The following is a 21,650-nucleotide window of genomic DNA, read 5'->3' on the forward strand; positions in this document are numbered from 1 at the left end:
TACGGCCCCCGGCGGACGTTATCTGCTGTGCTTGGCCCCATGACGTCCGAGACTCACAGCCCCCAGCACCCCCTACGGCTCCTGCGCCCGCTCACCGCCCGAGGCCGGGACGAGCCGCACCGGGTCGCCTCACCGCTGGAGCTCTTCTTCGACCTGTGCTTCGTCGTGGCCATCGCGCAGGCGGGCGTCCAGCTGGCGCACGCCGTCGCGGAGGGGCATGCGGGCGAGGGCGCCCTGAACTACGCGATGCAGTTCTTCTCGATCTGGTGGGCCTGGATGAACTTCTCCTGGTTCGCATCGGCGTACGACAACGACGACGTGCTGTACCGGGTCGTCACCCTGGTGCAGATCTCCGGCGTCCTGGTCCTCGCGGCCGGGGTCGCGCGAGCCTTTCAGTACCACGACTACCTGGTCGTGGTACTCGGCTACGTGATCATGCGGTTGGCGATGGCCACTCAGTGGCTACGGGCGGCACGGGCCGCGACCGGGCCGGAGCGGACGATGGCATTGCGGTACGCGGGCGGCGTGCTGCTCTGCATGGTCGGCTGGACCGGCCTCGTGGCCCTGCCGGAACCGGCCCGGGGCTGGGTGTTCCTCGTGATGGTGATCGCCGAGCTGTCCGTGCCGCGCTACGCGGAGAAGGACTTCCCTACGCCGTGGCATCCGCACCACATCTCGGAACGGTACGGACTGTTCACGATCATCGTGCTGGGCGAGACGATCGCGGCGGCGACGGTCGCCGTGAAGTCCGGGGTGGACGAGAACGACGCGCTGGGCGAGCTGCTGCCCATCGCGGCCGGCGGACTGCTGATCGTGTTCGCCGCCTGGTGGATCTACTTCGTGGTGCCGATCCAGGGGCACCTTCGCTCCAACCGGCAGGCGTTCCTGTGGGGTTACGGCCACTACCTGATCTTCGCGTCGGCGGCCACGATCGGCGCGGGCCTGGAGGTGGCGGTCACCCAGGCGGTCGGCAAGGCCCACATCTCCACACCGGCGGCCTCTGCGGCGGTGACCCTGCCGACAGCGCTGTACCTGTTCACCGTCTGGGCGCTCCACGCCCGCCACTACAAGGTGGGCATCACCCAGCAACTGGTGCTCCCTGTGGCCGCGTTGCTGGTGCTCTGCTGCACGTTCCTGGGTCAGTGGGCGGTACTGGCGGCGGGGCTGGTGTCGGCGCTGACGGTGGCGGTCGGCGTGACGTTGACCGCGCGGACTGCTGCCGCCCGGGAGATCGGAACCGAGGCGGCGCCGACGGCGGGCTGACCGACACCGAAACAGTCGTCGAAGCTCAGCCGACCGGAACGGGAACAGCGGCCGAAGGCAGGCTGACCATCCCCGGGGCACCGGCGCGCACCGCGCCGATGGTCACCGGATCGGCAGGGGGCTGGGCGAGACTGGCGCGCATGACAGTTGACGCGTTGACGGATGTGGCCGGGGTGCGGGTGGGACATGCGACGCGGTCGGGGGACGGTTGGCTCACCGGGACCACCGTCGTGCTCGCGCCGGAGAGCGGGGCGGTGGCCGCCGTGGATGTGCGGGGCGGCGGACCCGGCACCAAGGAGACCGACGCACTCGATCCGCGCAACCTGGTGCAACGGGTCGACGCGATCGTGCTGACCGGCGGCAGCGCGTACGGGCTCGACGCCGCGTCCGGGGTGATGGCCTGGCTGGAGGAGCAGGGGCGCGGGGTCCGGGTCGGCGTCGATCCGTCGCACGTCGTACCCGTAGTACCCGCGGCCTGTGTCTTCGACCTGGGGCGGGGCGGCTCCTTCCGGGCCAGGCCGGACGCGGCCACCGGGCGGACGGCGGTCGAGGCCGCCGCGATCAGCGGCCCCGGGGTGCGGGTGCGCGAGGGGTGTGTGGGCGCCGGTACGGGGGCGGCGGTCGGACCGTTGAAGGGCGGGATCGGGACCGCGAGCGTGGTGCTGGACTCGGGAATCACGGTGGCGGCGCTGGTGGTGGCCAACGCGGCGGGTTCGGCGACGGACCCCGAAACGGGTGTGCTGTACGGGGAGTTGTTCCAGGGGCGGGTGGAGTATCCCGACCCGCACGTCCACGAGGCAGCGCGGCAACGCCTGGCCGAGGCCGCCGCGAAGAACGCGCCTCCTCCGCTGAACACCACGCTCGCGGTGGTGGCCACGGACGCCGAACTCACCAAGGCGCAGGCCCAGAAGCTGGCCGGCACAGCACACGACGGCATCGCGCGTGCCGTACGCCCGGTGCACCTCCTGAACGACGGCGACACGGTCTTCTCCCTCGCCACCGGCACCCGTCCGCTCGACGCCGAGAACCCCCTCGCCCTCAACGCCGTTCTCGCGGCCGGCGCGGAGGTCGTGACCCGCGCGATCGTGCGTGCGGTACGCGCCGCCGAGTCGGTGGACGGCCCCGGCGGGACGTGGCCGTCGTACGAGGAGCTGTACGGGAGACGGTAGCCACCCCGCTGAGGATTGGACTCCTGCCTGGCCGAGAAGCGGGTGGCCCAACTCCAGCCCCCCGCCCCGCGTATGTCCCGGTTCTGTCACCGGACGGCGTCCATGAGGAACGCAGGGAACCCGTACAGGCACGAGGCCCCTCTTTGTCCACGCATCGCAGCGGATCACGCACACGCATCACGTACACCACACGAACCTGGAGCAGCCCGTGACAACGCCGGACATAGCAGCGCGGCGCGTACTGGGGGCCATCGCCGCCCTGGTGGTCGGCACCCTCACCCTCAGCGCGTGTGGTGGCAACGCCAGCGCGGACGCCAACACCGACAGCAAGGGCGGCGGCAACACGACCGCCAAGACGTCCACCGCGAAGATCACCATCTCCGCCAAGGACGGCTCGACGAACGCGTCCATCAACTCCACCGGCGTGCAGGTCAGCGACGGCAAGCTGACCGACGTGAAGATGACGGTCGCCGGGTCGGGGCAGGCCGTGGACGGCGCGATCGCCGCGAACGGCGCGAGCTGGAAGCCGAAGGAGCAGTTGGAGCGCGGCACCAAGTACCAGATATCGGCGACCGCGAAGGACTCCAGCGGCAAGACCGCCGCCGCCAACTCCATCTTCACCACCGTCACTTCGAGCAACAGCTTCATCGGGACGTACACCCCGGACAACGGGACGACGGTCGGTGTCGGGATGCCGGTGTCGTTCAACTTCGACAAGGTGATCAGCGACAAGAAGGCCGTGCAGTCGCACATCACGGTCACGTCGAGCAGCGGGCAGCAGGTCGTGGGGCACTGGTTCGGGGCGCAGCGGCTCGACTTCCGGCCGCAGGACTACTGGAAGGCCGGTTCCAAGGTCACGATGAAGATCGACCTGGACGGCGTGCAGGGCGCGAACGGCGTCTACGGCGTACAGAAGAAGACCGTGACGTTCAACGTCGGCCGCTCGCAGGTCTCCACCGTGGACGTCAACACGCAGACCATGACGGTCGTACGCGACGGCCAGACCCTCAAGTCCCTGCCGATCTCGTCCGGCAGCCCCGAACACACCACGTACAACGGGCAGATGGTGATCTCCGAGAAGTTCACCCAGACCCGGATGAACAGCCAGACGGTCGGCCTGGGCGGGGAGTACGACATCCCGGACGTGCCGCACGCGATGCGCCTGACCTCGTCGGGGACGTTCATCCACGGCAACTACTGGTACAACAAGTCCAACCCGCCCTTCGGTCAGACGGGCACCAGCCACGGCTGTGTCGGGCTCGCGGACGTACAGGGCGCGCAGGGCGCGACGAACGCCGCCTGGTTCTACGACAACTCGCTCATCGGCGATGTCGTGGTCGTGAAGAACTCCCCCGACAAGACGGTCGCCCCGGACAACGGGCTCAACGGCTGGAACATGGCGTGGAGCGAGTGGACCGCGGGAAGTGCCGCCTGACCGGCGGGTTTTGACGGAACTTCGGGCCGCGCGGGAACATCTCGCGCGGCCCGCGCGTTTTCCGGGCATACGTTTTCTCGGTTCACAGGAATGATGTCCGACCGAGGGGCTACGGTATGCACCCACAAGGTGACATGCAGCAACGCCGGGAGAAGCCTTGAGCGTTCCGTACGACACGGCAGCGTACGAACAACCCGAGTCGCCCGAGTCTCCGCAAGAGCATCTCGCGCGACTCCTCGGCCGTGCCCTGAACTCCTTCGAGCTGCCGGACGAGACGATAGGGCGTCTCGACTGCGCGCTGGCGCACGACAGTTCGCTGCACTCCGCGCACCACAGCGCCGGCCTGCACCGGGAGACGTACCGGCACACATGGCTGCTCGCCGACGGTTCCGCGCTCACCCTGTGGGAGCTCGTCCACAACACCGTGCTGGGCAGAGACACTCAGCACGAGGTGTACGTCGACGAGGAGGAGCTGCGCATCGCGACCGCGCGGCTGCCGCTGCCGCCGGACACACCGGAGCCCCCGGACTTCGAACTGCCGGTGATGGTGCAGCTGGCGCCGTTCCCGGAGCCCCGGCACACATATCTGGCGGACGACTCCGCGGACCACGCGCGCCGTTTATTGCGCCGGGCGGAGAACGTGGACCGGCCGGACGGCGAGACGGCCGCGCTGCTGGAGACGGCGTTCGCGCACCAGATCACGCAGGCCTTCGGCCGTCCGTTCCGAGCGGGCCGCGCGGCGCTCTGCTTCTCGCTCTACGAGCACGCGTTCCTGCTGCAGGACGGCGCGGAGATCTCCCTGTGGGAGGTCGAGCACACGGCGACGCCGGACGGCCGTCACATGTGCGAGGTCTACGCCAGCGAGGACGCGGCCCGCGACGCGATGGAGCGCCGGGCGGCGCAGGTCTCCTAGCAGCCCCGAGCCGGGCCGTTCAAAGCCCGCCGCTGAGTCAACGCCCGTCGCTGAGCTGTCGTACCAGACCCGCGAAAGCGTCCCGCTCCGCCGGGGTCAGCTCGACGGACTCCACGTGGGGAGCGGTGTGACGCTGGTTCGGGAGGCCGTGCAGCGGGTGGGCCGCGTGCCACACGGTGGGCTCCGCGAGGGAGCGGCGCAGGACGCGCGTCAGGCCGAACACCCAGGCGACGGTCGCCAGGGCGAGAACGGCCACACCGGTCAGCTGGAGGATCGAGACGTGCTCAGGCATGCGTTCCAGTAGACACCACGGTCCGGGACCGTGGTCCCGGACCGTGACGTATCTCGCAGTTGCCGTGAACACCTCACGGCGGCCCAAAAGAGCCCAGACAGATGCCGGACGGAGGCCCGATCGCGGCTAGGCGGCGACCGGCTGCTTCGTGTCCGCCGTAGGAGCCGCTATGTCCTCCGGCGCTCCGGGGGCCGCGCTGCCGGCAGGCGACTTGCGCATGCCCTTCAGTACGACGACCAGGGCCGCGCTGACGCACATGCCGACCGCGATGGCGATCAGGTAGAGGAACGCGTGGCCGATCAGCGGGACCACGAAGATGCCGCCGTGCGGGGCCCGCAGGGTCGCGCCGAACGCCATCGACAGGGACCCGGTGATCGCGCCGCCCACCATCGCGGACGGGATGACCCGCAGCGGGTCGGCCGCCGCGAACGGGATCGCGCCCTCGGAGATGAAGGAGGCGCCCAGGACCCAGGCGGCCTTGCCGTTCTCGCGCTCGGTCTCGGTGAAGAGCTTGCCGCGCACGGTCGTCGCCAGTGCCATCGCCAGCGGCGGGACCATACCGGCCGCCATCACCGCGGCCATGATCTTCATCGCCGAGTCACTGGGGCTGGAGACCGCGATGCCCGCCGTGGCGAAGGTGTACGCGACCTTGTTGACCGGGCCGCCGAGGTCGAAGCACATCATCAGGCCGAGCAGGGCGCCCAGCAGGATCGCGTTCGAGCCGCTGAGGCCGTTGAGCCAGTCGGTCATGCCCTTCTGCGCCGAGGCGATCGGCTTCCCGATGACCACGAACATCAGGAACCCGACGATCGCCGTGGAGATCAACGGGATCACCACCACCGGCATGATCCCGCGCACTGCCTTCGGGATCCTCACCTTCTGGATCGCCAGCACCACACCACCGGCGATCAGACCGGCGGCCAGGCCTCCGAGGAAGCCCGCGTTGATGGTGGAGGCGATCATGCCGCCGACGAAGCCGGGCACCAGACCCGGCCGGTCCGCCATGCCGTAGGCGATGTAACCCGCCAGCACCGGGACCAGGAAGCCGAAGGCGACGGCGCCGATCTGGAACATCAGCGCGGCCCAGCTGTCGGTCTGCGTCCACACGAAGTGGTCCATGACCGAGGGCGCGGACTTGATCTCGTAGCCGCCGATCGCGAAGCCGAGGGCGATCAGCAGACCGCCCGCCGCGACGAACGGGACCATGTAACTGACGCCGGACATCAGCCACTTGCGGAGCTTGGAGCCGTAGCCCTCGCCCGCCTCGCCGCCGCGCTCGACCGGGGTCGGCGCGGATCCGCCGCTGACCTCGCCGCGCTCCGCCTTGCCGCGGACCTCGGTGATCAGCTCGGCGGGACGGTTGATGCCCGCCTTGACGCCGACGTCGACGGTCGGCTTCCCGGCGAAGCGTTCCTTCTCCCGTACGGGCACGTCGTGGGCGAAGATCACGGCGTCCGCCGCCGCGATCACCGCCGGGTCGAGCCGGGTGAAACCGGCCGAGCCCTGCGGCTCCACGACGAGTTCGACACCGGCGTCACGGCCCGCGTTCTCCAGCGCCTCGGCCGCCATGTAGGTGTGCGCGATACCGGTGGGGCAGGAGGTGACGGCGACGATACGGAACGGCCCCGCGTCGGCGCCGGTGTCCGTGGCAGCCGTAGAAGCCCGGGAGCCGTCTGCCGTGGTACTGCCCGCCGCGGCGCCGGCGGAGGCCGCCACCGGCGTCGCGGCGGAGTCTGTGCCGCCCTCGGGTTCGTCGCCGCGGATCAGGGCCGCCGCGCTCTCCGCGTCGCCCACGGACCGCAGCGCGGACGTGAACTCGGCGTTCATGAGCTGCCGGGCCAGCGCGGAGAGGATCGTCAGGTGGGCGTCGTCGGCCCCGGCGGGCGCGGCGATCAGGAAGATCAGGTCGGCGGGGCCGTCCGGGGCACCGAAGTCGACGCCCTCGGCGCTGCGGCCGAAGGCGAGCGACGGCTCGGTGACGTACTCGCTGCGGCAGTGCGGGATGCCGATGCCGCCGTCCAGGCCGGTCGGCATCTGCGCCTCGCGGGCGGCCACGTCGGCGAGGAAGCCCTCCAGGTCGGTGACCCGGCCCTGGGCGACCATGCGCTCGGCGAGGGCACGTGCCGCCGCCTCTTTGGTATCGGCGGACAGGTCGAGGTCGACCAGGTCCGCGGTGATCATCTCGCTCATCGCGGGCTCCTTCGCACGCGTATCGCCCGGCAACTGCCGTGGGCGGGGGTGGGGACGGGGGTACAGCGGGACTTCGGGGAGGGGAGGGTGGCCGGTAACGGGGCGTACCGGTGAGCGGTCATGACGACCCTGGAGGCGCTCATGTCACCGGCTCCGTCAGGACGCGGTCCACCGGGACGTCCGCCGTGACCGTCACCGCGGCCGGGTCGAGGTCGGCCGGGGTGGGCATCACGCTGCCGGGGAGCTGGACGGCGGCGGCGCCGTGGGCGACCGCCGAGGCCAGGGCCTCCGGGCCGTGGCCGCCGGCGATCAGGAAGCCGGCCAGCGACGAGTCCCCCGCACCGACATTGCTGCGTACGACGTCGACGCGCGCGCTGCCGTACCAGGCGCCGGAGCCGTCCACGAGCAACTGCCCGTCCGCGCCGAGGCTGGCGAGCACGGCACCCGCGCCCAACTCCCGTAGTTCTTCGGCCGCCTTGACCGCGTCGCCGACGGTGGCGAGCGGGCGGGAGACCGCCTCCGCGAGTTCCTCGGCGTTGGGCTTCACCACATCCGGGCGTTCGCGCAGCGCCTCGATGAGCGCGGGCCCGGAGGTGTCGAGGGCGATACGGACGCCGACGGCGTGCGCGCGGGCGACCAACTCGGCGTACCAGGACGGCGCGAGGCCGCGCGGGAGGCTGCCGCAGCAGGCGATCCAGTCGGCGTCACGCGACTGCCGCCGGACCGTCTCCAGGAGCAACTCCTGTTCGGCGGCGGTCAGTTCGGGCCCGGGCGCGTTGATCTTCGTGAGGACGCCGTCCGCCTCGGCGAGGGCGATGTTCGAGCGGGTGGCCCCGGCGACCGGGACCGGCGCGACCTCGATGCCCTGCGCGTCGAGCAGGTCCGCGACCAGCGCGCCCGGCGCTCCGCCCAGCGGGAGGACGGCGACCGTACGACGGCCCGCGGCGGCGACCGCGCGGGAGACGTTGACGCCCTTGCCGCCCGGGTCCATGCGCTCGCCGGTGGCCCGTATGACCTCACCGCGGTCCAGCGAGGGGACCTCGTAGGTGCGGTCGAGGGACGGGTTCGGGGTGACGGTGAGGATCATGCGCGCACTACTTCCATGCCGCCGCGCTCCATGGCGGTGGCGTCTTCTGGGCTCAGCCCGCTGTCGGTGATCAGGAGGTCCACGTCGCTCAGGGCGCCGAAGCGGGCGAAGTGCTCCTGGCCGTGCTTGGCGGAGTCGGCGAGCAGCACCACGCGGCGGGCGGCGGTCATCGCCGCGCGCTTGACCGCGGCCTCGGCGAGGTCGGGGGTGGTCAGGCCGTGCCCGGCGGAGAAGCCGTTGGCCGCGACGAACACGACGTCCGCGCGGATCTCGCCGTACGCCCGCAGCGCCCAGGCGTCCACGGCGGCGCGCGTACGGTGCCGCACGCGCCCCCCGACGAGGTGGAGCTGCATGCCCGGGTGGTCCGCGAGGCGGGCCGCGATGGGCAGCGAGTGCGTGACGACGGTGAGCTCGGCCTCCAGCGGGATGATGCCCGCGAGGCGGGCGATCGTCGTACCGGCGTCGAGGATCACCGTGCCCTGCGTGGGCAGCTCGGCGAGGGCCGCCTTGGCGATCCGGTCCTTCTCGTCGGCCGCCGTCGACTCGCGCTCGGCGAGGTCCGGCTCGAAGTCCAGCCGCCCGGCGGGTATGGCACCGCCGTGCACCCGGCGGACGAGTCCCGCGCGGTCGAGGGCCTTCAGGTCCCGGCGGATCGTCTCCGCCGTGACCTGGAACTCCTCGGCCAGCGACACCACGTCCACCCGGCCGCCGTCACGGGCCAGTCGGAGGATCTCCTGCTGCCGCTCCGGTGCGTACATGTCCGTTCGCCTCCGACCTTTGCCCGAACTTGTGGTTTCGCTCGGAGGCTACGCCCGGATTTCCGGAAAGTAAACAGGTTCGGGCATGAGGTGGACATGAACGGGCAGAGGGGGGCTCGGCCAACGGGAAGAGGGGGCACTCAGCTGTGGCGCAGTTCCTTGATCTTCTTCTGGGCGGCGAGGACGGCGTGCGCCAGTTCGTCGCGGGCGGCTTCCTGGCGCATCGCCTGTTCGAGCCGAGCACGGTGCTCCGGGAGGCCTATGCGTACGGCCTGACCCGGCGCGGGCAGGGCGGTGGCGACGTAGCCCCGCACACTCTCGACGACCTTCGCCAGCTCGAACCGGACGCCTTCGGTGTGGTCGGCTATGCCCGCGAGCATGGTGCCGATCGTGGCGATGTCCTTGAAGTCCTCGGCGACACAGGGCTTCTGGGCGAGGCCGCACTGCGCCTCGTAGAGGCCGGCGAGCCACGCGCTGGGCTTGTCGTACTCGGTGTTCGTCTCGTCCTTGCGGCGGATCTTCCGCGTCCAGGCGAAGAACTGCCTCTGGTGCCGGTGGGACAAACCGGCGAACAGACCCATGACGAGGGCGGAGGTGGCGGTCAGGAGGAGGGTGCCGGCACTGGTGCCGATCGCCAGCGTGGTGGTGCTGGTCATCATGCGGTGATCCGTTCGGGGGCGGAGCGTGAGCGGCAGAGGGACCGGGGCGCCGGAGTGGGGGTCCGGCACGCCGGGCGGTGTCAGTTCCCGGCGGCGAGGTGGCGCAGCGCGTCGACGTCGTGCACGACGAACCGGCGGTACCGGGCTTCGATGATCCCGTGGTAACGCAGGGTCCGGATCGCGTTCTCGGTGGTGGAGACGGCGAGTTGGAGGGCCGCGGCGAGGTCCTTCTGGCCCGGGCCGACGATGTGGGTGGAGCCTGCCCTCGGGCCGGGGGAACCCACGGTGTCGGCGAGGTGCGCCAGAAGCCTGCTGACGCGCTCCAGGGGTGGCCTGGTGGCCATGGTGTAGACGAGTTCGTCGCTGCGGTTGCGCTCTTCGAGGCTGCGCAGGAGGGCGAGCCGGATGTCGGGCCACTTGCCCAGCAGGGCGTCGAAGTACTGGGCGCGGCAGGGAATGGCCACCGTCTCGGCCAGGCACTTGGTGAGGACGGCGGAGCCGGGGGTGACGAGCTTGGCCTCGCCGATCAGCTGGCCGCGGCCCCGGAACCGCGTGACGGTGGGGACGTGCTCCCCCTCGCCGAGCGGGAACCGGTCCTGGCGTACGACGCCGTCCCAGATGATGTAGACGTTCCGGTCGTCCGGTCCGATCGGCAGGTGCTCGTCCCGCGCGAAGCCGCGGCTGCACAGGCCGGCCTCCAGCAGGGCACGCCAGTCCTCCCTGTCCAGACACCGCAGGAAGCTTCCCCGGGGCTTGTTCTCGCAGCCCTGGAGAAAGTCGATCGGCCGTGCGGTGTCGTCGGTCGCGAGTGTCCTCACTCGCCGGCTCCGAAGGCCGCGGCGGCGTGTGTCCCGGCGTACGCGCCGCGAGGCGCGCGATGGTGACGATGTGTCACGGTACGCATGGGGGTCTGGGTCCCTTTCTCTGTTCTGTCGAAGCTCTGCGGCCCCGCCGGTCGGCGGGGTCACGGGTGACGGGTCCGGCCTCCCTCTCCGGGAGGTGCGGCAACGCCCGGGTGGTGAGGCCGGGGGGAAACAGTTGAGCGAGACAGAACGGTACCGCTCGTTGCGAGAGAAGAGCCAGTCGCGATTCCGAAGGTACCGCGACGAATAGTGATCATGGCTCGAAACCCCTCACAGCGGGGCTTCGCCACAGAAGATCACACGTAATCCGGACGGAAAAGTGACCACCAATTTCGCAATTACCAAACCGGTTACCATCACAGCCCGCGCCCTCTCCGAGGTACGTCGGGACACTTCTCCGGTGAGCGACATATGACGCCCACACAAACCGGCGGCAAAGACGAGAGGCCCTGGGGCACCACCCCCAGGACCTCCCGGAAAGGCCCGGACCCGTCAGGGATCAGACCGCTGCCCAGTAAACACCACGACCGGCCTTCGGGTCACTCCCCATCAGGCGACAAGGCCACTCCGGCGCGGGGCGGCCGCGCCCAACCGCCACCCCGAGGCACTCTTTATCCCTTTTGCAGACATGAAGGCGGGACCGTTCCCATCCCTACAGCCGGGTGACAGCACCCTCACATGACGGCCATCGATCAAGAACAAACATATTCCGCCAACACACCCCACCGGACCAACGGCCCGATCGGTCGACCGCACACCCGAAGAACCAACAGACCGACACCTCGGGAATTCCCTTCCGAGGGGCGGTCCGATTCAAAAAGAAATACCGCGAATCAACACGGGGAACAGATTTCCGCCGGGGAATTCAGGGTTCACCACAGCACACAGCAAAATATCGACTAAGGGATACAGGCATCACCGCCCGAGTCCCGCTCCGCCCCACCCATCCCATCACCACCTCTCACTCCGTCAATTGCCTTACTGGACCGCCGGGTCGGGCACCCGTGCCGCCGCGAAGCCGGAGCGTTCCCCCGTGAGCGACCCCTCCACTACACGGCGTGACATCCGGCCCCGCCCACGCCGTCGGATCTGCCCGGCGTACGCCTCCCCCCGCGCACCGGCGTACGCCAATATCCGACCGGTTGCACCGAGCGCCCCGCCCCGGGTACGACCTCGGGGCGGGGCGCTCTCCTGCGCTGCCGATGCATTGCCGATGCGTTGCCGAACCGGGTCAACTCCCGCTCGGCTCAACCTCCTTGGCGGTCTCCCCCGCCAGGCGCCCCGCCGCCCGCCCCGGCAACGCGAACATCAGCAGGAAGATCGCGCCCATCACGGCGGCCACCCAACCCAGCGCGTTCTGGAAGGCGTTGACGAACGCCGGGCCCACCTCGGCCGGAGTCAGCCGGTCCCCGATCGAGCCGAAGAAGACCACCGACACCAACCCCAGCCCCAGCGCATTGCCCATCTGCTGAACGGTGTTGATGAGTCCGGACGCCGAACCCGCGTGCTCGCGCGGCACCTCGGAGAGGATCGTGTCGGTCAGCGGGGCGAAGATCAGGCCCATGCCGGCGCCCATCACGACGAGGGGCAGCGCCATCTGCCAGGAGGCGATGGCCAGTTGGTACCGGTCGGCCTCCCAGAGGTAGAGCAGTACGCCCACGACCATCACCAGCGCGCCGGTCTGCAGCACATTGCGTCCGCCGAGCCGCGGCACCAGCTTCTGCACGGACATCCCGGCCGCCACCGAGACCGCGATCGAGAACGGCACGCCGGTCAGCCCGGCCCGCAGCGGGCTCCAGCCCAGCCCGATCTGCATGTACAGCGTCCAGACCAGGAAGAAGATGCCGAGCCCGATGCCGAAGACCATCTGTACGGCGATACCCGCCGCGAAGCTCTTCACCTCGAACAGCGACAGCTCGACGAGCGGCGAACCGTCCCGCGCCGCCTTCCGCCGCTCGTACGCCACCAGCGCGGAGAAGACCCCGACCGAACCGGACATCGACACGAACCCCCAGGCGGGCCAGCCCAGTTCGTCGCCCCGGGTGAGCGGATAGAGCAGCATCAGCAGGCCGAGGGTGACCAGGGCGACGCCCACGAGGTCCAGCTTCAGCGCGCGCGGCGCCTTGGACTCGGTGATGAAACGGCTGCCGAGGATCAGTCCCGCGATGCCGACGGGCAGGTTGATGAGGAAGATCGGGCGCCACTCCAGCCCGAACAGGTTCCACTCGGTGAGCAGCGCGCCGAGCAGCGGACCGGACACCGCGCCGAGCCCGACGATCGCGCCGAACAGCCCGAACACCTTGCCGCGTTCGTGCGCGGGGAAGGTCGCGTGCACGATCGACAGCACCTGCGGCACCATCATCGCCGCCATCCCGCCCTGGAGGATGCGCGAAGCGACCAGCATCTCCGGGTTCGCGGCGAAGCCGCACAGCGCGGAGGCGAGCGTGAAGCCGCCGATGCCGACGAGGAACAGCCGCTTGCGGCCGTGGATGTCACCCAGCCGCCCGCCGGTGATCAGCCCGGCGGCGAAGGCGAGCGCGTAACCGGCCGTTATCCACTGGATCTGGCTGAAGGAGGCGCCCGCGTCCCGCTGGATCGACGGGATCGCGACATTGACGATCGTGACGTCGACGAGGTCCATGAAGGCCGCCGTCATCACGATCGCGAGGGCGAACCAGCGCCGCCGGTCCCCCGTAGGTACGGGGTCCGCCAGGTCCGTCGGGCTGTCGGCAAGCGTTTCGGTGGAGGTCATGGCGTGAAGCTATGACCCCATTAGGTCAGATCGTGTCCTAGTTCTACGGCATCCTCGCACTCATGACGCCGACGGAGAACTCATGACGACGACGGAGAATCCATGACGACGACGGGGAACTCATGACCACCGACACCCCGGCCCGGCTCCTCCAACTCCTCTCGCTCCTCCAGACGCCCCGCGAGTGGCCCGGCGGCGAGCTGGCCGACCGCCTCGGGGTCTCCCGGCGCACGGTCCGCCGGGACATCGACCGGCTCCGCGAACTCGGCTACCCCGTGCAGGCGACGCTCGGCTCCGACGGCGGCTACCGGCTCGTCGCAGGCAAGGCGATGCCCCCGCTGGTGCTGGACGACGAGGAGGCGGTGGCGATCGCGGTCGGCCTGCGCGCGGGCGCCGGGCACGCGCTGGAGGGCGTGGACGAGGCTTCCGTACGGGCGCTGGCGAAGCTGGAACAGGTGCTGCCCTCGCGGCTGCGGCACCGGGTCGCCACCCTCCAGGCCGCCACGACCCCGCTGACCAGTGGCGACGGCGCGAGCATCGCCCCCGAGACGCTGACCGTCATCGCCTCGGCGATCGCCGGCCGGGAACGGCTGCGCTTCGCCTACCGCGCCAAGGACGGCACCGGGTCCCGCCGCCTGACGGAGCCGTACCGCCTCGTCTCGACCGGCCGGCGCTGGTACCTCGTCGCCTACGACCTCGACCGCGAGGACTGGCGGACGTTCCGGGTCGACCGGGTGAGCCACCCCTTCGCCACCGGGGCCCGGTTCACCCCGCGCGAGCTGCCGACCGGGAGCGCGGCGGAGTATCTGCGGCAGTCGATGCACCAGCGTCAGGAGACCTACGAGTACGCCGTCACCTTCGCCGCGCCCGCCGAGGTCGTCGCGGCCCGCATCCCGGCCTGGCTCGGCGCCCCGGAACCGCTCGGCGAGCACAGCTGCCGCCTGCGCGCCACGACCGGCGACGCGGTGGACTGGCTGGCCGTACGGCTGGCCATGCTGGGATGCGAGTTCACGGTGCACGAGCCGGAGGAACTGGTGCGGTGTGTAAGGGAGTTGGGGGAACGGTTGAGCCGGGCGGGGAGTGCGGGCGAGGCGCGGGCGTGAGCCTCGGAGGGCGCGTGGGCGGAGCTCACACCGCGCCCCGTCCTGTCCCCAACTCCCCCCAGGGAAAGTCCCGCAGCGCCCGCAGATTCCGCAGCGCCAGCTCCACCGGCCCCGCCACCGCACTCGCACCGGCACTCGCGCCCCCGTGCGCCTCCCCCGACGCCCACCCCTCAACAGCCGTGCGTACGGCGGCACTTGCCACGGCGGCGGCGAAGCGCAGCTCGGGGGACGGCACGAACGGAGCCGGGTCGGCGGCGGAGTCGCCGCCCTCGGGAAGGCGTTCCACGGTGAGGCGTTGCGCGAGGATCTCGCCCAGGGTGTGTTCCGAGGCCTGGTAGACCTCCGCCCAGACCCGGCGCAGGGCGGGGCTGGATTCGGCCATGGCGATCAACGTGCGGACCCAGGTCCAGGAGTTGACGGAGACGCCCACCCCGGGGGTCAGCGTGTAGCGGACCCCGTGTTCCAGGGCCTCCGGTACCGACAGTGCGGCCGGGGCCGCGCGGACCGCCTCCACCCAGCGCTGGGCGCCGGCCGCGTAGAGCGGGGCGACGGCCTCTTCCTTGGTGGCGAAGTAGCGGTAGAACGTGCGGGGGGCGATGCCCGCGCTCTGGGCGATGTCCTCGGCACGGGTGGCCCGCAGCCCGTGTCTCACGAAGAGTCCGGCGGCGGCCCGGGCGATCTCCATCCGGGTCTCGGCCTTGCGCCGCTCGGTCAGCGAGAGCGGTGCGGAGGGGGCAGAGGGGTCGGAAGGGGAAGTAGGGCCGGAATCCGGTGCTGGGGTGGGGCTGCTCACATCGGCAGGCTATGCCGCTGTGGCACAATCTGCCATTCGGCGGGCCACCCCGGAGTTCAGGTACGGGGTGCCCCGCCGTCCCAGCATGCCGACGCCCCACCGGATGCCGACGACCCACCGACCCCGTATGCCCGCGCCCCCTCCCCCCCCCTCCCGAAGACTCCTGAAGACCCACCCGTGGCCCATAGAAGAACCGGGCCCCGACGCCTGGGGGGACAGACGCCGAAGCCCGGTTCGGAAGGTCCCGGCGCCGGGGGGGGTGTTGCGTCGGGACGTGGCTCAGGGGGTCTCGGGGCGTGGCCCCGGATCCCGAACTCCTGGGCCCTGAAGTCTTGTTCCCAGGGCCCAGCAGGTTGAAGCGGCGTTACACAGCCATGTTCGCGCGGCCTCCCGCCACCCCGCGTACGCGGTCCGGCGCGCACCTCGTGCGTACGCGCCCCCGCGTCCACCGGGCCGGAGTCCGGAGGCTCAGGCCGCCGCGTCGAAGCCGGTCTGGCTGGCCAGCTTCTTCAGTTCCAGCAGTGCGTGCTTCTCGATCTGGCGGATGCGCTCGCGCGTCAGGCCGTGCTCCTTGCCGACCTCGGTGAGCGTGCGCTCCCGGCCGTCCTCCATGCCGTACCGCATCTTGATGATGGAGGCCGTGCGCTGGTCGAGGCGGCCGATCAGGTCGTCCAGTTCCTCGCTGCGCAGCAGGGTCATGACGGACTGCTCGGGCGAGACGGCCGAGGTGTCCTCCAGGAGGTCACCGAACTGCGTGTCTCCGTCGTCGTCCACCGACATGTTCAGCGAGACCGGGTCACGGGCCCAGTCCAGGACGTTCGTCACGCGCTCCGGGGTGGTGTCCAACTCGGCCGCGATCTCCGTGTGTTCGGGCTCCCGCCCGTTCTTCCGGTTGAACTCGCGCTGCACCCGGCGGATCCGGCCCAGCTCCTCCACGAGGTGGACGGGCAGGCGGATGGTCCGGGACTGGTCGGCGATGGAGCGGGTGATGGCCTGGCGGATCCACCAGGTCGCGTACGTCGAGAACTTGAAGCCCTTGCGGTAGTCGAACTTCTCCACCGCGCGGACCAGTCCCGCGTTGCCCTCCTGGATCAGGTCGAGGAGGGGCAGGCCGCTACGGGGGTAACGGCGGGCCACGGCCACGACCAGGCGGAGGTTGGAACGGATGAAGACGTCCTTGGCACGCTCCCCTTCGGCGACCAGGGCCTCCAGCTCGGCGCGGGAGGCGTCCGCCTGGGACTTCTCCTCGCCGTCGAGGACCTGGCGCGCGAACACGCCCGCTTCGATGGTCTGCGAAAGCTCGACTTCCTTGGCGGCGTCGAGCAGCGGTGTGCGCGCGATTTCGTCGAGATACATGCCGACCAGGTCGCGGTCGGCGATCTCGCCGCCATGGGCGCGAACACTGCGCGCCGCGCCGGAGGTCTCGCCGGAGGCGGACTTACGACGGGCGACGGCACGGGTTGCCATGCGTGCTCCCTTGCGATGGTGGGTCGGTCAGCAGGTGTTCGTCGGATGCTTCGGCACTCTTCTCGTGTGCCCTGCATCTGATGGAAACAACGACTGGAATCCGGACAGAATTCCCAACCCGCTCCCCTATTTTTCTGATCTTGCAGTACCCTGTCCGGCCACAAGGGGGTAACGATGCCGTCGGAACATACAGAGGTGCAGGTCAGGCCGGGAGTCGAGAGTGACCTCGACGCCCTCACGGACATCTACAACCACTACGTACGCGAGACCCCGATCACCTTCGACACCGTCCCCTTCTCGCCGGAGGAGCGCCGCCCCTGGCTGCTCTCCCACCCTGAAGACGGGCCATACCGCCTGAAGGTTGCCGTCGACGGGATCTTCCAAGGAAACTCACAGCGAATCCTCGGCTACGCCACATCCAGCCCTTACAGGGCGAAGCCCGCCTATTCGACCTCGGTCGAGGTGACGATCTACCTCGCCCCCGACGCGGGCGGCCGGGGCATCGGCACGCTGCTCTACAAGGCCCTGTTCGAGTCCCTGGCGGACGAGGACGTGCACCGGGCGTACGCGGGCATCGCCCAGCCCAACGAAGCGTCCACGCGGCTGCATGAACGCTTCGGGTTCCGGTACGTCGGCACCTACGGGGAGGTGGGCCGCAAGTTCGGCCGCTACTGGGATGTCGCCTGGTACGAACGGGAGTTGTAGCCCTTCCCGAAGGGAAGGGCGTTCGCCCCCGCCTCAGCCGAACTGCACCGACCGCTTCGCCATCCCCATCCAGAACCCGTCGATCACGGACGGGTTCACCGACTCCCGCGCGTCCAGCTCGCCGGCCGCCTCCGCCGCGCCCATGGCGACGAACAGCGGGGCGAAGTGCTCGGTGCGGGGATGGGCGTAGCGCCCGGCCGGTGCCTTGTGGAGGAAGTCCAGCAGGCCGTCCCAGTCGCGGGACTCCAGCGCCCGCCTGCCCCAGTCGTCGAACTCGGAGGACCAGGTGGGCACGCCCCCGCCGGTGTGGCGCAGCGCGGCGAGGTTGTGGGTGAAGAAGCCGGAGCCGACGATCAGGACGCCCTCGTCGCGCAGCGGGGCGAGCTTGCGGCCGATGTCCATCAGCTTGGCCGGATCGAGGGTCGGCATGGACACCTGGAGGACCGGGATGTCGGCGGCCGGGAACATCTCGACGAGCGGGACGTACGCCCCGTGGTCGAGGCCGCGGTCCGGGACGTCCTGCACGGGGATGCCCGGGGCGCGCAGCAACTTCCGTACGGACTCGGCGAGTTCGGGGGCGCCCGGGGCGTCGTAGCGGACCTGGTAGTAGTGCTCGGGGAAGCCCCAGAAGTCGTAGACCAGGGGGACGGGGTCGACCGCGCCGAGGGCGAGGGGGGCCTCCTCCCAGTGGGCGGAGACCATGAGGATCGACTTGGGGCGGGGGAGGTCGGCGGACCAGGCGGCGAGCTCGCCGGGCCAGATCGGGTCGTCCGCGAGGGGCGGGGCGCCGTGGCTGAGATAGAGGGCGGGCATGCGCTCCGGTGCGGCGGTGGACATGACGGTCACTCCCCAGGTTCGGACTGTGTGCTCGACTGGATGCTTGAACTCTCAAACTTCCTTCGTCAGAGCTTACGCCCCGTTTGTTTAACCTTCAAGGAGAGCTCTCGTACAGTGGAGTGCATGAACACGGCACCCGCACCCGCTGACGAGACGGCACCCTCCGACGAACCCCGCTGGCTCACCGCCGAGGAGCAGCGCGTCTGGCGTTTCTACATGCACGCCAGCACCCTCCTGGAGGACCATCTGGACCGCCAGCTCCAGCGCGACGCGGGCATGCCGCACATCTACTACGGCCTGCTCGTGCAGCTCGCCGAGGCCCCGCGCCGCCGGCTGCGGATGACCGAGCTGGCCATGAACGCGAAGATCACCCGCTCCCGGCTCTCGCACGCGATCGCGCGCCTGGAGAAGAACGGGTGGGTGCGCCGCGAGGACTGCCCCTCCGACAAGCGCGGCCAGTTCGCGGTACTGACCGACGAGGGCTACGGCGTGCTCAGCCGGACCGCGCCGGGCCATGTGACCGCCGTACGGCAGGCGCTGTTCGAGCGGCTGACCCCGGAACAGCAGAAGTCCCTCGGCGAGATCATGGAGATCGTCGCCGAGGGACTTCAGCCGAACGAAGCGGGCGCGGATCTGCCCTGGCTCCGCTGAGCCGCTCAACTCAGTGCAGAACCAGGGCAGTTCCTGGGAGCCGTAGCTACGAGGCGTCCCCTTCCCCGTAGCTACGGATGGTGCGAAGGGGGTACGACCGGGTCGGGCGTCGTCAGTGGGCGACGACCGGGACCTTGAACTCGTCCTCGACCCCGTCACCGGAGGCGACCGGGTCGGAACCCTGCTTGCCCGCGTTGACGAGGACCGAGACGATGACCGCGGCCGTCACCAGCATGCCGACGGCGAACCAGATGGCGTTGGTGTAGCCGTGCACCTGGCCCTGCAGCGCGACGAGCTGCTGCTGGGTCTTGGAGGCGCCCGCGCCGGCGATGTGGTCCTTGATGTACGCGGTCGTCGCGGACGCGGCGATCGTGTTCAGCAAGGCCGTACCGATCGCGCCGCCCACCTGCTGCGAGGTGTTGACCATCGCGGAGGCGACACCCGCGTCCCGGGGCTCGACGCCCAGGGTGGCCAGGGACATGGCCGGCATGAACGCCGTACCCATGCCGAGACCGAGCAGCAGCATCGCGGGCAGGATGATCGAGGCGTACGACGAGCCGATCTCCAGCTGCGTCATCAGGAGCATGCCGACCGCGGCGACCAGGAAGCCGGGGCCCATCAGCAGACGGGCCGGCAGGCGGGTCATCAGCCGGGTGCCGATCTGGGTCGAGCCGACCATCATGCCGACGATCATCGGCATGAAGGCGAAGCCGGTCTTGATCGGCGAGAAGCCCTTCACGACCTGCAGGTAGTAGGTGAGGAAGAGGAACGTGCCGAACATCGCGATGATGGCGATGCCGAGCGAGAGGTAGATACCGCCGCGGTTGCGGTCGGTGATCACGCGCAGGGGCAGCAGCGGGGCCTTGACCCTGGACTCGACGATGACGAACGAGACCAGCAGGACCGCGGAGGCGATGAAGAGCGCGATGGTGGAGGAGTCGCCCCAGCCGTTCGACTCGGCGCGGGTGAAGCCGTAGACCAGGGACACCAGGCCGAGGGTCGACAGGAGCACGCCGGGGATGTCGAGCGGGTTGCGGTTGCGGCCGCCGGCCGGCTCGCGGATGACGAAGTACGCGCCGAGCGCGGCGACGATCGCGAACGGGATGTTCACGAAGAACGTCCAGCGCCAGTCCAGGTACTCGGTCAGCACACCGCCGAGGATGAAGCCGACGGCGCCGCCGCCACCGGCGATCGCGCCGTAGATGCCGAACGCCTTGGCACGCTCCTTGGCGTCCGTGAACATCACGGCGAGCAGGGAGAGCGCGGCGGGCGCGAGCAGGGCACCGAACGCGCCCTGGAGGGCACGGGCGCCGAACATCATCGCGCCGGTGGTGGCGACACCGCCGAGCGCGGACGCGGCGGCGAAGCCGGTCAGACCGACGACGAAGGCGCGCTTGCGTCCCCACAGGTCGGCTATGCGGCCGCCGAAGAGCAGCAGACCACCGAAGGCGAGGGCGTAGGCCGTGACGACCCACTGCCGGTTGCCGTCGGAGATGCCCAGGTCGGTCTGGGCGGACGGGAGGGCGATGTTCACGATGGTCGCGTCGAGCACGACCATCAGCTGGGCGAGCGCGATGAACGCGAGCGCCTTCCAGCGGTTGGAATGGGCTTCGTGCTCGGCGGCCTCGGAGGCCTTGTCGAGAGCGCCTGGGGCGCTTCGAGCTGTTTCAGACATGGCGGTACCCACTTCGGGACTTCGTGACGGAAAAATACGGAAGAAGGACGGAGAAGAACGTGGTCGGGGACGGCTCGTCCGCGTCGACGAGAGCCGGAGACTTGTTGGTGAGACTGGCGTGACGCTCTGAACTGATCGGTCAGGGCTGCCGGAGATCCTCCATCGTCGCGGCCGTACCGGGCAGGACCGAGCGGGCCGGGGCCCGCAGTCCGTCCAGGAACAGCTGCAGGTGTCGGTGTACGAAGCGGTCGGCGCTGAGGCAACCGGTGCCGGCCGGGGGCCGGCTGAGCTGGGCCACGGCGACCATCACGTCACCGACACCCACGTCGGACCGGAGCTGCCCGGCCTTCCTGGCCCGTTCCATGACCTCGCCGATGAGCTCCTCGACCCGCTCGCGCGCGGCTTCCAGATCCGGGTGGAACTGGTCGAACGTGCTGGCCATCATCGGGCACAGCGCGCCCACCCGTTCGTCCGCGGAGTCGTGCACGAAGCGCTCCAGCGCGGCGAAGGCGTCGCCGGTCTCGGCGAGCGCCACCTCCGCGCCCTCCGCGATCCGGTCCATGACCGAGACCACGACCTCGCGGACGAGGGCGTCCCGGTCGGGGAAATTGCGGTAGAGCGTGGCATTGCCGACGCCGGCCCGGCGGGCGATCTCGTCGAGCGGCACATCGGGGCCGAACTCGACGAACATCTCGCGGGCGGCGGTGACGATCCGCTCCCGGTTGCGCAAAGCGTCGGCACGGGGCCGGGTCACCTTTCGCTGTACGGGGGTCGCGGTCGTCACGGCTTACTCCTGAAGGTCTTGGACTGCTGAGGCGATCCGGGGACCGAATCCCCGTTTCGCTCGGACACATGGCTAAACGGGGAGACGCTCCCCGGTTATTTCCACCTCCGCGATTGTTCTGATGTGACCTGAGTCACACTCGCCCGAATCCCGGTTTGGATCTCCGCCCGGCGCTCCCGCGGGGCCGCCCGTTCGGCCCCCTACCAGCGAGAAACACACGGTCGGTCTCCTCCAGCGCGCGCCCTCGCACCTCA

At 70.2% G+C, this 21,650-nt stretch carries 19 protein-coding genes; 7 read left to right on the forward strand and 12 right to left on the reverse strand.

The features are described 5' to 3' along the window. Positions 1-39: 39 nt before the first annotated feature. The 4 genes from R2B38_RS16450 to R2B38_RS16465 all read left to right on the forward strand — a co-directional run bounded on the left by R2B38_RS16450 (position 40) and on the right by R2B38_RS16465 (position 4,780). On the forward strand, positions 40-1,263 hold the full coding sequence (locus tag R2B38_RS16450) for a low temperature requirement protein A (protein WP_318016905.1): 1,224 nt from the start codon (positions 40-42) through the stop codon (positions 1,261-1,263). 140 nt (positions 1,264-1,403) lie between these two features. Further along, the gene (locus tag R2B38_RS16455) at positions 1,404-2,432 is read left to right on the forward strand and encodes a P1 family peptidase (RefSeq protein ID WP_318016906.1); all 1,029 of its coding nucleotides are present in this window, start codon (positions 1,404-1,406) and stop codon (positions 2,430-2,432) included. A 208-nt stretch (positions 2,433-2,640) separates the two neighbouring features. After that, positions 2,641-3,867, forward strand: a complete 1,227-nt coding sequence (locus tag R2B38_RS16460) for an Ig-like domain-containing protein (protein ID WP_318016907.1) — start codon at positions 2,641-2,643, stop codon at positions 3,865-3,867. Positions 3,868-4,024: 157 nt separating this feature from the next. Next, positions 4,025-4,780, forward strand: coding sequence for a DUF6227 family protein (locus tag R2B38_RS16465; RefSeq protein ID WP_033285677.1), 756 nt, complete (start codon positions 4,025-4,027; stop codon positions 4,778-4,780). 37 nt (positions 4,781-4,817) lie between these two features. Here R2B38_RS16465 and R2B38_RS16470 read toward each other — a convergent pair whose 3' ends face one another. The 7 genes from R2B38_RS16470 to R2B38_RS16500 all read right to left on the reverse strand — a co-directional run bounded on the left by R2B38_RS16470 (position 4,818) and on the right by R2B38_RS16500 (position 13,381). Beyond that, positions 4,818-5,072, reverse strand: coding sequence for a hypothetical protein (locus R2B38_RS16470; protein WP_033285678.1), 255 nt, complete (start codon positions 5,070-5,072; stop codon positions 4,818-4,820). Between the two features lie 126 nt (positions 5,073-5,198). Further along, positions 5,199-7,262: a fructose-specific PTS transporter subunit EIIC gene (locus tag R2B38_RS16475; protein WP_318016908.1), complete on the reverse strand. Its 2,064-nt coding sequence runs from the start codon at positions 7,260-7,262 to the stop codon at positions 5,199-5,201. Positions 7,263-7,401: 139 nt separating this feature from the next. Further along, positions 7,402-8,349 carry a 1-phosphofructokinase gene (pfkB, locus tag R2B38_RS16480; RefSeq protein WP_318016909.1) on the reverse strand — a complete coding sequence of 316 codons (948 nt, stop codon included), beginning with the start codon at positions 8,347-8,349 and terminating at the stop codon, positions 7,402-7,404. Continuing rightward, positions 8,346-9,107 carry a DeoR/GlpR family DNA-binding transcription regulator gene (locus R2B38_RS16485; RefSeq protein ID WP_033285681.1) on the reverse strand — a complete coding sequence of 254 codons (762 nt, stop codon included), beginning with the start codon at positions 9,105-9,107 and terminating at the stop codon, positions 8,346-8,348. The genes pfkB and R2B38_RS16485 overlap by 4 nt, the downstream gene beginning before the upstream one ends. 140 nt (positions 9,108-9,247) lie before the next feature. Next, positions 9,248-9,766, reverse strand: a complete 519-nt coding sequence (locus R2B38_RS16490; protein WP_318016910.1) for a hypothetical protein — start codon at positions 9,764-9,766, stop codon at positions 9,248-9,250. An 80-nt stretch (positions 9,767-9,846) separates the two neighbouring features. After that, complete coding sequence (locus R2B38_RS16495) at positions 9,847-10,584, reverse strand: Crp/Fnr family transcriptional regulator (protein ID WP_318016911.1); 738 nt, start codon at positions 10,582-10,584, stop codon at positions 9,847-9,849. 1,276 nt (positions 10,585-11,860) lie between these two features. After that, positions 11,861-13,381 carry an MFS transporter gene (locus R2B38_RS16500; RefSeq protein WP_318016912.1) on the reverse strand — a complete coding sequence of 507 codons (1,521 nt, stop codon included), beginning with the start codon at positions 13,379-13,381 and terminating at the stop codon, positions 11,861-11,863. A gap of 122 nt (positions 13,382-13,503) precedes the next feature. On the opposite strand from R2B38_RS16500, the gene R2B38_RS16505 reads away from it, so the two are divergent. Further along, positions 13,504-14,484 carry a YafY family protein gene (locus tag R2B38_RS16505; RefSeq protein ID WP_318016913.1) on the forward strand — a complete coding sequence of 327 codons (981 nt, stop codon included), beginning with the start codon at positions 13,504-13,506 and terminating at the stop codon, positions 14,482-14,484. Between the two features lie 25 nt (positions 14,485-14,509). Here R2B38_RS16505 and R2B38_RS16510 read toward each other — a convergent pair whose 3' ends face one another. Both R2B38_RS16510 and R2B38_RS16515 read right to left on the reverse strand, forming a co-directional pair. After that, positions 14,510-15,169 carry a TetR/AcrR family transcriptional regulator gene (locus tag R2B38_RS16510; protein ID WP_318021705.1) on the reverse strand — a complete coding sequence of 220 codons (660 nt, stop codon included), beginning with the start codon at positions 15,167-15,169 and terminating at the stop codon, positions 14,510-14,512. Positions 15,170-15,745: 576 nt separating this feature from the next. Further along, positions 15,746-16,744 (reverse strand): RNA polymerase sigma factor RpoD/SigA, encoded by a 999-nt coding sequence (locus tag R2B38_RS16515; protein ID WP_318016914.1) that lies wholly within the window; start codon positions 16,742-16,744, stop codon positions 15,746-15,748. Positions 16,745-16,918: 174 nt separating this feature from the next. Between R2B38_RS16515 and R2B38_RS16520 the strand changes: the two genes are divergently transcribed. Further along, positions 16,919-17,449, forward strand: a complete 531-nt coding sequence (locus R2B38_RS16520) for a GNAT family N-acetyltransferase (RefSeq protein ID WP_318016915.1) — start codon at positions 16,919-16,921, stop codon at positions 17,447-17,449. A 33-nt stretch (positions 17,450-17,482) separates the two neighbouring features. On the opposite strand, the gene R2B38_RS16525 is transcribed toward R2B38_RS16520, so the two are convergent. Further along, entirely contained in the window at positions 17,483-18,286 is an 804-nt protein-coding gene (locus R2B38_RS16525; RefSeq protein WP_318016916.1) for a DODA-type extradiol aromatic ring-opening family dioxygenase, read from the reverse strand. 123 nt (positions 18,287-18,409) lie between these two features. Here R2B38_RS16525 and R2B38_RS16530 point away from each other — a divergent pair, with 123 nt between their 5' ends. Next, positions 18,410-18,937, forward strand: a complete 528-nt coding sequence (locus R2B38_RS16530; RefSeq protein WP_033285689.1) for a MarR family winged helix-turn-helix transcriptional regulator — start codon at positions 18,410-18,412, stop codon at positions 18,935-18,937. A 112-nt stretch (positions 18,938-19,049) separates the two neighbouring features. Here R2B38_RS16530 and R2B38_RS16535 read toward each other — a convergent pair whose 3' ends face one another. Beyond that, positions 19,050-20,612, reverse strand: coding sequence for an MFS transporter (locus R2B38_RS16535; RefSeq protein WP_318016917.1), 1,563 nt, complete (start codon positions 20,610-20,612; stop codon positions 19,050-19,052). Between the two features lie 139 nt (positions 20,613-20,751). After that, the gene (locus R2B38_RS16540) at positions 20,752-21,396 is read right to left on the reverse strand and encodes a TetR/AcrR family transcriptional regulator (RefSeq protein WP_318016918.1); all 645 of its coding nucleotides are present in this window, start codon (positions 21,394-21,396) and stop codon (positions 20,752-20,754) included. Between the last annotated feature and the right edge of the window lie 254 nt (positions 21,397-21,650).

The sequence above is a fragment of the Streptomyces sp. N50 genome, assembly GCF_033335955.1.
Lineage (GTDB): Bacteria > Actinomycetota > Actinomycetes > Streptomycetales > Streptomycetaceae > Streptomyces.